An 11,229-nucleotide genomic window follows, 5' to 3' on the forward strand; every position below is an offset into this window, starting at 1 on the left:
GTGTGTAGTAATCCGTGGTCTTGTAGAGGAATTCGGCGAAGTCGCTGAGTACTACAAACCCATGGGCAAAGCCTTCGGGCACCCAGAGTTGCCGATGATTGTCGGCGGACAACCGTACCGCCTCCCATTGGCCGAAATTCGGCGAACCGCGACGGAGGTCTACCGCCACATCGAGCACCTCACCGGCGGTCACCCGCACCAGTTTTCCCTGGGTGTTTTGCAGTTGGTAGTGCAGGCCACGCAGCACGCCTTTCTGGGATCGGGAGTGGTTGTCCTGCACGAACTGTGTGTTCAGGCCCGTCGCGTCTTCAAACGCCTTGGCATTGAAGCTTTCATAGAAAAAACCGCGCTCGTCGCCGAAGACTTTGGGCTCGATGATCAATACACCGGGCAGGCTGGTTTCAATCACTTTCATTGTTTTTCCCCGGCCAGCTTGAAGAGGTACTGGCCGTAACCGGTCTTGCCGAAATAACTGGCGCGCTCGAGTAACAGTTCGCGGCTGATCCAGCCATTTTCGTAGGCAATTTCTTCGAGGCAGGCGACTTTCAGGCCCTGGCGATGCTCGATGGTCTGCACGTACTGAGAGGCTTCGAGCAGGCTGTCGTGGGTGCCGGTGTCCAGCCAGGCAAAACCGCGACCGAAGCGCTCGACCTGCAAGTCGCCGCGTTGGAGGTAGGCGTTATTGACGTCGGTGATTTCCAGTTCGCCGCGAGGCGAGGGTTTCACGGCCTTGGCGATGTCGATCACGCTGTTGTCGTAGAAATACAGCCCGGTGACGGCGTAGCTGGATTTCGGATTTTTCGGCTTCTCTTCGATCGACAAGGCACGGCCTTCGCTGTCGAAATCAATCACGCCAAAGCGCTCCGGGTCTTTGACCCAATAGCCGAACACGGTCGCGCCAGAAGGGCGTTTTGCCGCGTTTTTCAGCTGTTCACCGAAGTGCTGACCGTGGAAGATGTTGTCGCCGAGGATCAGGCAGACGGGGTCGTCGCCAATAAACTCTTCACCAATCAAAAAGGCCTGGGCCAGACCGTCTGGCGACGGTTGTTCGGCGTAGCTGAAATTGACCCCGAACTGACTTCCGTCACCCAACAGGTTGCGGTACTGCGGCAGGTCCTGAGGGGTGGAAATCAGCAAGATGTCCTTGATGCCGGCCAGCATCAGTACCGAGATCGGGTAGTAGATCATCGGCTTGTCGTAGACCGGCAACAGCTGTTTCGATACGCCAAGCGTGATCGGGTGCAAACGCGTCCCCGAGCCGCCCGCCAACACTATGCCTTTCATCATGCGAGAAGTTCCTTGGTATTGATGGCGCCCAGTCGTTCACCCTGATAGCTGCCGTCCTGAACGCGGTGGCACCACTCCAGGTTATCCAGATACCACTGAACGGTTTTGCGCAGGCCGGTTTCGAAGGTCTCTTCGGGTACCCAGCCGAGTTCGCGTTCGATCTTGCTGGCGTCGATGGCGTATCGCTGGTCGTGGCCGGGACGGTCCTGGACGAAGGTGATCAAATCGGCGAAGTGCGCCACGCCTTGAGGCTTTTGCGGGGCCAGTTCTTCGAGCAGGGTGCAGATGCCACGCACCACGTCGATGTTTTTCTGTTCGTTGTGACCGCCGATATTGTACGTCTCGCCGACCACCCCTTCGATGACCACTTTGAGCAGCGCGCGGGCGTGGTCCTCGACAAACAACCAGTCACGCACTTGCAGGCCGTTGCCGTACACCGGCAGCGGTTTGCCTGCCAGGGCGTTGAGGATCACCAGCGGGATCAGTTTCTCGGGGAAGTGGAACGGCCCGTAATTGTTCGAGCAATTGGTCAGCAATACCGGCAAGCCGTAGGTGCGCTGCCAGGCGCGGACCAGGTGGTCAGACGCCGCTTTGCTGGCGGAATACGGCGAGCTTGGCGCGTAGGGTGTGGTTTCGGTGAACAGATCGTCGACACCGTGCAAGTCACCGTAGACCTCATCGGTGGAGATGTGATGAAAGCGAAAGGCGCTTTTTTCAGGCTCGGTCAGGGTCTGCCAGTAGGCGCGGGTTGCTTCCAGCAAGCTGTAGGTGCCGACGATGTTGGTTTGGATGAAATCCGATGGACCGTCGATGGAACGGTCGACATGGGATTCGGCCGCCAGGTGCATGATCGCGTGCGGCTGGAAGCGCGCCAAGATTGCGCTGACGGTCGCCTGGTCGACGATATCGGCTTGCACGAATTCATAGCGGGTGTCGGTGGCAATGCTGGTCAACGACTCGAGATTGCCGGCGTAAGTCAGTTTGTCCAGGTTGAGCACTTCGTGCCCGGTGTGCCGGATCAGGTGACGAATCAGGGCAGAGCCAATGAAACCGGCACCGCCGGTGATGAGAATACGCATGTTGGCCAGCCTTTTTCCGTAAGACAATAAATCGAATGTACATAGCTTGTCGGCAGGAGCCGGGTGGTGCAAGAGGGTTGTTGGTCGTATTTGGGATTTACAGCGTCAACGGGGGGTTGATTATCGACCGATGCAGTGGCGATATAAGCGCCTAATAACATTTCAGAGGTCGCTGTATGCCGCTCGCCACGTTGATTCACCGCGCCAGTTTGCCCAGTCCGCAAGTGTCTGCGCAGCAAGCGCTTGAGCTGCTGGAAGGGCATTACGGGCTGAGCGGGAAGTTGCAGGCTCTTGGCAGTCAGCAGGATCTCAACTTTCGCGTCGACTGCGACCAGGGGCGTTTCGTCCTGAAAATCTGCCGTGGTGATTATGCGGCGCTGGAACTGCAAGCCCAGCACGCGGGGCTCAAGCATTTGGGCGAGCACTCTGGCGTGAAGGTGCCGCGAGTGATCCCGGCCAAAAACGGTGCTGATCTGCTCACACTGGACGTCGCGGGCCAATCGGTGCACGTGCGACTGCTCGACTACATCGAAGGTCAGTCGCTCACCCACCTCGATCACCTGCCGGGAGCCGTCGTCGCCGGTTTCGGCCAGCTGTGCGGCGAAATGGACCTGGCGCTGGCCGTTTTTGAACATCCGGGCCTTGTGCGCACGTTGCAGTGGGACGCCCGCCACGCCAACGCATTGATCGGCCATTTGCTGCCGGTCATCAAGGATGACGCGCAACGCCAGTTGATCGCCGCTGCCGCCGAACGTGCCGAGCGTCACTTGCAACCGCTGGTGGACAAGTTACCGGTGCAGGCCATTCACATGGACATCACCGACGACAACGTGGTCTGGCAACGCGATTCGCAACGACAGTGGCAATTGCAGGGCGTGATCGATTTCGGCGACCTGGTCCGCACTTGGCGCATCACCGATCTTTCGGTGACCTGTGCGGCGTTACTGCACCACGCCAACGGCGATCCGTTCTACATTTTGCCGGCGATTGAGGCCTATCACGCGGTCAATCCTTTGCAGCATGCAGAACTGCTGGCGCTCTGGCCGCTGATCGTCGCGCGTGCGGCGGTGTTGGTGCTCAGCGGCGAGCAGCAGGTCAGCATTGATCCGGGCAACCAGTACAGCCGCGACAACCTGACCCATGAGTGGGAAATTTTCCGCGTGGCCACATCAGTGCCGCTGGAATTGATGGAAGCGGCAATTCTGACGTCGGTTGGCAAGAGCCTGCCGAGCATTGGCAGTGAAGGTTTCGCTCCGCTTTTGCCGAGCCTGGTGGGGCGCGAATTTGCGCTGATCGATCTGGGCGTACTCAGCCCGCATTTCGAGGCGGGTAACTGGGAGCAAGAAGGAATCGATCAGCGGCTGCTGACCGAAGCCGCGGCGACCCACGGCCTGGCAGCCAGTCGATATGGGCAATATCGATTGTCGCGGACTCGTCCAGACAGTGCGGCTGAACCGGACACCTGCCCGTTGCACGTCGAGTTGCGAGTGCCCCACGGCACGGCGGTTGAATCGCCCTTTGCCGGTGTGGTTCATCAGCCGGCGGCGGGCGTGCTGCAACTCGACGGACCGCAACTGAGTGTACGGTTGTGGGGCGTGACGCCGTCGCTGCACATCGGCGCGGCACTGGTCAAAGGTCAGGTATTGGGCTCGGTCAGCGGGCCTCTGATCGTGCAGTTGTGCCGAGGCACGGCTTTCAATGCACCGTTGTTTTGTACACCTTCGCGCGCCTTGGCGTGGCAAGCCTTGTGCCCATCGCCGGCGGCATTGTTGGGACTGGCTTGTGATGCTGAAGCGGAACTTGATTCGCAAACGTTGCTGGCGCGCCGCAGCGCCAGTTTCGCCCGGACCCAGAAACACTATTACGTCGACCCGCCGCGCATCGAACGCGGCTGGCGCAACCACCTGATCGACATGCAGGGCCGCTCCTACCTCGACATGCTCAACAACGTCGCGGTACTCGGCCACGGACATCCGCGCATGGCGGCGGTCGCCAGTCGCCAGTGGTCGCTGCTCAACACCAACTCGCGCTTCAACTATGCGGCGGTTGCCGAGTTTTCCGAACGCTTGCTGAAGTTGGCGCCGGACTCCATGGACCGCGTGTTCCTGGTCAACAGCGGCAGCGAGGCCAATGATCTGGCGATTCGCCTGGCATGGGCTTACAGCGGCGGGCGCGACATGCTCAGCGTGCTGGAGGCCTATCACGGCTGGACGGTGGGCGCCGATGCGGTGTCGACGTCGATTGCCGACAATCCCAAGGCCTTGAGCAGCCGTCCCGATTGGGTGCATCCGGTCATCGCGCCGAACACATATCGCGGCGAATTCCGTGGCCCGGCCAGCGCGCCGGACTATGTACGCAGCGTCGAACACAACCTGGCGAAAATCGCCGAGCAAAAGCGTCAGCTGGCCGGTTTCATTTGCGAGCCGGTGTACGGCAATGCTGGCGGGATCTCGTTGCCACCGGGTTATTTGCAGCAGGTCTACGCAATGGTTCGTGCGCAGGGTGGCGTGTGCATCGCCGACGAAGTGCAGGTCGGTTACGGGCGCATGGGGCATTTTTTCTGGGGCTTTGAAGAGCAGGGCGTGGTGCCGGACATCATCACCATGGCCAAAGGCATGGGCAACGGCCAGCCGTTGGGCGCGGTGATCACGCGGCGGGAAATTGCCGAAGCGCTGGAGGCCGAAGGTTATTTCTTCTCGTCGGCGGGCGGCAGTCCGGTCAGTTGCCAGATCGGCATGGCGGTGCTGGATGTGATGGAAGAGGAAAAGCTCTGGGAAAACGCTCAGGTGGTGGGCGGGTATTTCAAGGAGCGTCTGGAAGCGCTGATCGATATTCATCCACTGGTGGGCGCGGTGCACGGCTCCGGGTTTTATCTGGGTGTCGAGCTGATCCGTAACCGCGACACCCTGGAACCAGCGACCGAAGAAACCACGGCGCTGTGTGATCGCCTGCGTGAGCTGGGGATTTTCATGCAACCGACCGGCGACTTCCTCAACGTCCTCAAGATCAAACCGCCGATGGTGACCTCGCGGCAGAGCGTGGACTTCTTCGTGGACATGCTCTCCAAGGTGCTCGCAGAAGGCCTGTAAACACCTTCTCACTGGAGGCATAGGGACAAATGTGGGAGCGAGCAGGCTCGCTCCCACAAGGGATAGTGTTAATTCGATATGTATCGGCTTTTAAGCAAAAAAATATGACAGAAGGTTTGTAGGTAGCTTCTAAAGCCGATATTTATCGGCTATAAAGTCATCGCTGCCTCGCTGTGGACGATCCACACCCTGTGCTTCCCATTTCTGTCATGGGTCGATGCCACACTCGACCCCAAGCCTTTGCTCAGGAGCCGATTCATGAGCCGTATCGTTACCGTCGCCGCTACCCAGATGGCCTGTTCCTGGGACCTTGAAGCCAATATCGAAACCGCTGAGAAGCTGGTCCGTGAGGCTGCAGCCAAAGGCGCGCAGATCATTCTGATTCAGGAGCTGTTCGAAGCCCCGTACTTCTGCCAGAAGCCGAACCCGGATTACCTGCAACTGGCCACGACCGTTGAAGACAACGTCGCCATCAAGCACTTCCAGAAAGTCGCCAAAGAGCTGCAATTGGTGCTGCCGATCAGCTTCTATGAATTGGCCGGACGTGCGCGCTTCAACAGCATCGCAATCATCGATGCCGACGGTTCCAACCTCGGGATTTATCGTAAAAGCCACATCCCTGACGGCCCTGGCTATCACGAGAAGTACTACTTCAACCCGGGCGATACCGGTTTCAAAGTGTGGAACACCCGTTACGCGAAAATCGGCGTGGGCATCTGCTGGGATCAGTGGTTTCCGGAGTGCGCGCGCAGCATGGCGTTGCAAGGTGCGGAAATCCTGTTCTACCCGACCGCCATCGGTAGCGAGCCGCACGACAAGACCATTTCCTCCCGTGATCATTGGCAGCGCGTGCAGCAGGGCCATGCCGGCGCCAACCTGATGCCGCTGATCGCCAGCAACCGCATCGGCAACGAAGAGCAGGACGGCTACGACATTACCTTCTATGGCTCGTCGTTCATCGCCAACCAGTTCGGCGAAAAAGTTCAGGAGCTCAACAAAACCGAAGAAGGTATTCTGGTGCACACTTTCGACCTCGACGAGCTGGAACACATTCGCAGCGCGTGGGGTTCGTTCCGTGATCGTCGCCCGAATCTTTACGGCACACTGAAAACTCTCGACGGTTCCCTGGAGTCCTGATTCTCATGACCACTTTGCACACCACGCCTCGCGCCGACGGCTTCTATATGCCGGCCGAATGGGCGCCACACACCCAGACCTGGATGATTTGGCCCGAGCGCCCGGACAACTGGCGCCTGGGTGGCAAACCGGCGCAAGCGGCACACGTGGCGGTGGCAAAAGCCATCGCCCGGTTCGAACCCGTGACCGTCGCGGTTTCCGCAGGCCAGTATGAAAATGCTCGCGCCCGTCTCGACGTGCCGAACATTCGTGTGGTGGAAATGTCCAGCGATGACGCATGGGTTCGCGATACCGGCCCGACCTTTGTCATCAATAACCGCAGTGAAGTCCGGGGTGTGAACTGGGACTTCAACTCGTGGGGCGGCTTCGATGGCGGTCTGTATTCGCCGTGGAACCGGGATTCGCAGGTCGGCGGCAAGATCCTTGAGATCGAGCGCAGCCAGCGTTATCGCACCGAGGGCTTCGTGCTCGAAGGTGGCTCGATTCACGTCGATGGCGAAGGTACCCTGATCACCACCGAAGAATGTCTGCTCAACCGCAATCGCAATCCGCACCTTGATCGTGCAGAAATCGAAGCGGTGCTCAGCGCCAATCTGGCTGTGAATAAAATCATCTGGCTGCCAGACGGTTTGTTCAACGACGAAACCGACGGCCATGTGGATAACTTCTGCTGCTACGTGCGCCCGGGTGAAGTATTGCTGGCCTGGACCGATGACCCGCAAGACCCGAACTACCCGCGCTGCCAGGCGGCCATGAACGTGCTGCAAAACAGCACCGACGCCAAAGGTCGCCCGTTCACAGTGCACAAGATGCCGATTCCGGGCCCGCTGTATGCGACCGAAGAAGAGTGCGCCGGTGTCGACCCGGTGGACGGTACTCAGGAGCGCAATCCGACTGTTCGTCTTGCCGGTTCTTACGTGAACTTCCTGATCGTCAACGGCGGGATTATTGCGCCGAGCTTCGATGACCCGCTGGACGGTCCGGCAAAAGAAATTTTGCAGACGCTGTTCCCGCAACATGAAGTGGTGATGGTGCCAGGTCGGGAGCTGTTACTGGGGGGCGGTAACATCCACTGCCTTACCCAACAACAACCGGCTCCGCACAAAGAGTGAGTGCAGTTGTAACAGCTTGAGACGATTGCAAAAATTGCTGAGCGGAGGTTAACCCTCCCCGTTATATGAAAAGCCCGCAGCCCTAAAGGACTGCGGGCTTTTTTGTATACGCTTGTCGACAGTACAGAAACTTTGGCACAGCTCTCGTATCTGTCACCGCGCGAAACAGTGAGGGGGGAGAACTGCGATGTTCTGTCATAAACCTTGGATAAGTTAGCCGCTCACAAACCAGGAGAGAGCGTTGAAATGAACGCCGAAGTTAACGTAGTGAGCGAGCGGGCGTTGCATCCCCTGGCAATTAATGGCGAATCGCTCCAGGACCTTACACACTGGTTGAAGTCCAATGGAATGCGTCAGATCAGTCAACCTGATCCGCGCCGGACGATATCGAGCGCTACCCCGCTGGTTTATTCAGTGAAGCGGAACTGGAAGCGTTGTGGGATGTGATGGAAGGATAAGAAGAAAAAACAAAGGATTGATATAGCGCTGCCGGGATGGCGGCGCTTTTTTATGGGCGGTGGTTTTGTGAGCTATAAAACCCACCCGGACGGGTTCGTTGTTTTTTACCTCGTTACAGTAAAAAAGCACTGAAAACGGCTGTTTTCAGTCGTAAAAAATCGAATTAAAGCCGCTTAAAACGCCGTTTCAAGCCGTGCTTGAGATGCCTGAAATTCTTTCTCATGGACGCAAATCCTGTGCTCTCTAGATTAGGTAGCTAAATGCACGGAGATTTTTAAAATGCTCGTTTTGAATAAAGAAGTGGGCGAATCGCTACGGCGCGATAAATACGTCAACGTCAAAAGTAGTGACTTCAATTTATTCGGACACTTCTCCGACTTCGTCAGATTGACCCGAAGCTGGGAAAACATGGAGCCAGACAGTTACTACGGTCAGGCCGAGGCGGGCAATCGGTACCGTCGCYACAGCGATTTCGAGTACAACCCGGTGACGCGTGAACTGACACAGCTGGAACACCGAGCCTACGTTCAGTCCAAGGCCAACAATAGCTATGTGGGTGGAATGGTGCGGCACTTCCAGGACTTCTCGGATGAAATCATCCATTCACCGGTGATGCGCAGCCTGATTGACACGGATTTCGAAGTGTACAAAAACGTTCTGCCACCGGATCTGCACAACGAAATCTGGCAATGCCAGATTCACCAGATCCGTATTGAGATCAAACCCGGCAAACAACTGGAGATTACCCCGGAAGGCATTCACTGCGACGGCTACCCGTTCAGCGGTGTGCATTTTTGGGGGCGTAATAACGTGGAGGGGGCGGAGAGCCGCTTGTACAGCGCCCATGAACAAGAGCATTTGGCGTCGACAACGTACACGGAGATTCTCGATACCACTTACTTCCTTGATCGGGACATGCGCCACTACGTCACACCGGCGCGCAATACCCATTCCCACAACATGGCTTATCGACAAATTCTGGCGATCTCCTTCTCGCGGCCAGGGACCGCTTTTGACATTGTTCGCTGAACAGCTCGACCCCATGATGAACCTCGCCGAGTGCCCTGCACCGGTGATGTTGCGGCGCACGACGGCCAAAGATGCGCAGCGTCTGGAGCGCTTCTTTCGGCAATTCGAAGAGGTGTCTTTCTGCGAATGGCAGGACGCCAGATGCCTGCGCGGGGTGTTGGTGCAAAAAACCACCACCTCGTTCATCGCGCTGGACATTAGTGGCGAAATCGTTGGCGCGGTGCTGGGTGGCATGCTTGGCAGCCGCGGCACCATCAACCACTTGGCGGTGAGCCCGATGTACCGCAGCCAAGGCGTTGGTCAACGGCTGGTTGAAGCAGCATCTTCGGACATGAAGCGCGTGGGCGTGCTACGGATGTTCCTGTTTGTCGACGATGCCAACCTCGCCGGCAAACGTTTTTGGAGTGCCCAGGGTTTTTGCGAACCGCGCGGCGAAAGAACATTAGAGAGGGATCTATGAATGAGACGTCCAGCAGCCAGCCGCTGATGGTCGGGCCCCAGCGTTCGCGCACCTTTGCCGAAGCCAGCCCGGTGGTGGCGGGTTATTTCACGGTGTCGTTTGTGTTCGGCCTGATGGCGGTCAATGCCGGGATGCCTGTGTGGTTGCCGGTTGCCATGTGTCTGTTCGTTTACGCTGGCGCTTCACAGTTTGCCGCCCTGGCGTTGATTTCCAGCGGTGCGTCGCTGACCACCATTGTCCTCACCACGTTTCTGATCAACGCGCGGCACATGCTGATGTCGGTCTATATGGCCAAGGCGTTGCAGGCGATGGGGCTCAGTCGACTTGAGCGTTGGTGTTATGCGGGTGGCTTGACCGACGAATCGTTCGCTTTCCACAGCGTCAAACTGGGCAAAGGTGCGCCAGTCAATGTGCGTTACCTGATCGGCTTCAATCTGTATTGTCACACCTCGTGGGTGCTCGGCGGTCTGTTGGGGGCGATTTGCGCGCAGTACGCGGCGCACTTGATCAAATATCAGCTCGACTACGCGCTGACGGCGATGATGCTCTATGTGCTGGTTTCGCTGTGCAATACGCGTAACAAACTCATCGCCGCACTGGCTGCCGTCGCTTGCATGGGCGCGCTGAGTCTGGTCGGCAGCTCGCCATTCAACGTATTTATCGCCACCTTTGTGGGCTGCGGGGTGGGTGTATGCCTGACCAAACGTTCCTGATTCTGGTCGTCGTATTGATGATGGCCGTTACGTTTTTGCCGCGAGCATTGCCGCTGCAAGTGAACACCGACCATTGGCCGCCCTTCGTCGCCCGTGCGCTGGAATACTTGCCGGTGGCGATTGTCGCTGCCATCAGCCTCACGCCGTTGTTGATCAAGGATCAACACGTGCAGCTCGATCGCCCGGAATTTTATGCCGCGATTCCGACGTTGTTATGTGCGTACTTCAGCAAAAACCTCTTTCTCTCCGTTGCGGTGGGAACGGCTGCGTACATTGCGCTCGGCTCGTTCATGTAGCGGCAGGTCGACCACGTCTTGCAAGGCCTGGCCCGACAACTCGGGGTTATTGACCGCCAACCGCACTTCGAGGGCATCCTCGAAGCCAGGGAAAATGGTCAAGCCGTTACGTTGGGCTGCGTCACGGGACACCATGCCGAGGCCATCCATTTGCGTGATCAGCGACAGCGTCAGCGTCTCACTGCAGGAATAGACCATCCGCTTGTTCGACTCGTAATTGCCAAGGCCGGCGTCGAGAAAACGCAAAAAACTGTGGGAATAAGGACAATCGCCGGCCGGACGCACCTGAAACTTGTTGCCGAGCATCACCAGCGGATCGTTTTCCTGGCCGCAATGGGCACCGACCACCTGTACCTTAACGTCGGGCAGGATAATGCTCGGCAACCCCGGCTGCTGCGGGCCGATCAACACGGCCAGGTCGAAATCTTCATTCTTCAGCTTGCTGAGGTTTTCCATCGACTCGGCGTAGCTGAATTCCAGTTGATAGTCGGGAAATACCTCAATCAGACGTCCGATCATTCGGCGATTGAAGTCAGACGAAAGCGTGGTGTTCAGCGCGACCTTGAGC

11 protein-coding genes and 1 pseudogene are annotated in these 11,229 nt (G+C 57.9%); 8 read left to right on the forward strand and 4 right to left on the reverse strand.

The genetic code is table 11. The features are described 5' to 3' along the window. The 3 genes from rfbC to rfbB form a co-directional block, all read right to left on the reverse strand. Positions 1-415 (reverse strand): dTDP-4-dehydrorhamnose 3,5-epimerase (gene rfbC, locus AC1DSG_RS21390; protein ID WP_477792670.1); only part of this gene is annotated, 415 nt, incomplete at its 3' end. Beyond that, complete coding sequence (gene rfbA, locus AC1DSG_RS21395; RefSeq protein ID WP_477792671.1) at positions 412-1,287, reverse strand: glucose-1-phosphate thymidylyltransferase RfbA; 876 nt, start codon at positions 1,285-1,287, stop codon at positions 412-414. The genes rfbC and rfbA, both read right to left, overlap by 4 nt. After that, entirely contained in the window at positions 1,284-2,366 is a 1,083-nt protein-coding gene (gene rfbB, locus AC1DSG_RS21400) for a dTDP-glucose 4,6-dehydratase (RefSeq protein ID WP_477792672.1), read from the reverse strand. Before rfbB ends, rfbA begins: the two co-directional genes overlap by 4 nt. A gap of 176 nt (positions 2,367-2,542) precedes the next feature. Here rfbB and AC1DSG_RS21405 point away from each other — a divergent pair, with 176 nt between their 5' ends. From AC1DSG_RS21405 to AC1DSG_RS21440, 8 genes and pseudogenes are all read left to right on the forward strand, one after another. Then, positions 2,543-5,455, forward strand: a complete 2,913-nt coding sequence (locus AC1DSG_RS21405; protein ID WP_477792673.1) for an aminotransferase — start codon at positions 2,543-2,545, stop codon at positions 5,453-5,455. A gap of 258 nt (positions 5,456-5,713) precedes the next feature. Further along, positions 5,714-6,592 (forward strand): N-carbamoylputrescine amidase, encoded by an 879-nt coding sequence (aguB, locus tag AC1DSG_RS21410; RefSeq protein ID WP_477792674.1) that lies wholly within the window; start codon positions 5,714-5,716, stop codon positions 6,590-6,592. A gap of 5 nt (positions 6,593-6,597) precedes the next feature. Then, the gene (aguA, locus tag AC1DSG_RS21415) at positions 6,598-7,704 is read left to right on the forward strand and encodes an agmatine deiminase (RefSeq protein WP_477792675.1); all 1,107 of its coding nucleotides are present in this window, start codon (positions 6,598-6,600) and stop codon (positions 7,702-7,704) included. 246 nt (positions 7,705-7,950) lie between these two features. Further along, positions 7,951-8,162 (forward strand): annotated as a pseudogene (locus tag AC1DSG_RS21420) (hypothetical protein). A gap of 280 nt (positions 8,163-8,442) precedes the next feature. Beyond that, positions 8,443-9,192: a 2OG-Fe dioxygenase family protein gene (locus AC1DSG_RS21425; RefSeq protein WP_477792676.1), complete on the forward strand. Its 750-nt coding sequence runs from the start codon at positions 8,443-8,445 to the stop codon at positions 9,190-9,192. 46 nt (positions 9,193-9,238) lie between these two features. Beyond that, the gene (locus AC1DSG_RS21430; protein WP_477792679.1) at positions 9,239-9,652 is read left to right on the forward strand and encodes a GNAT family N-acetyltransferase; all 414 of its coding nucleotides are present in this window, start codon (positions 9,239-9,241) and stop codon (positions 9,650-9,652) included. After that, positions 9,649-10,365 (forward strand): AzlC family ABC transporter permease, encoded by a 717-nt coding sequence (locus AC1DSG_RS21435; RefSeq protein ID WP_477792677.1) that lies wholly within the window; start codon positions 9,649-9,651, stop codon positions 10,363-10,365. The genes AC1DSG_RS21430 and AC1DSG_RS21435 overlap by 4 nt, the downstream gene beginning before the upstream one ends. Beyond that, complete coding sequence (locus tag AC1DSG_RS21440) at positions 10,344-10,661, forward strand: AzlD domain-containing protein (protein ID WP_010464672.1); 318 nt, start codon at positions 10,344-10,346, stop codon at positions 10,659-10,661. Before AC1DSG_RS21435 ends, AC1DSG_RS21440 begins: the two co-directional genes overlap by 22 nt. Here the strand turns inward: AC1DSG_RS21440 and AC1DSG_RS21445 are convergent. Further along, positions 10,578-11,229: LysR family transcriptional regulator (locus AC1DSG_RS21445; protein ID WP_477792678.1), on the reverse strand; the 652-nt coding region annotated here is incomplete at its 5' end. The two genes, AC1DSG_RS21440 and AC1DSG_RS21445, sit on opposite strands and share 84 nt — an antisense overlap.

This window comes from Pseudomonas sp. P5_A12, assembly GCF_056400685.1.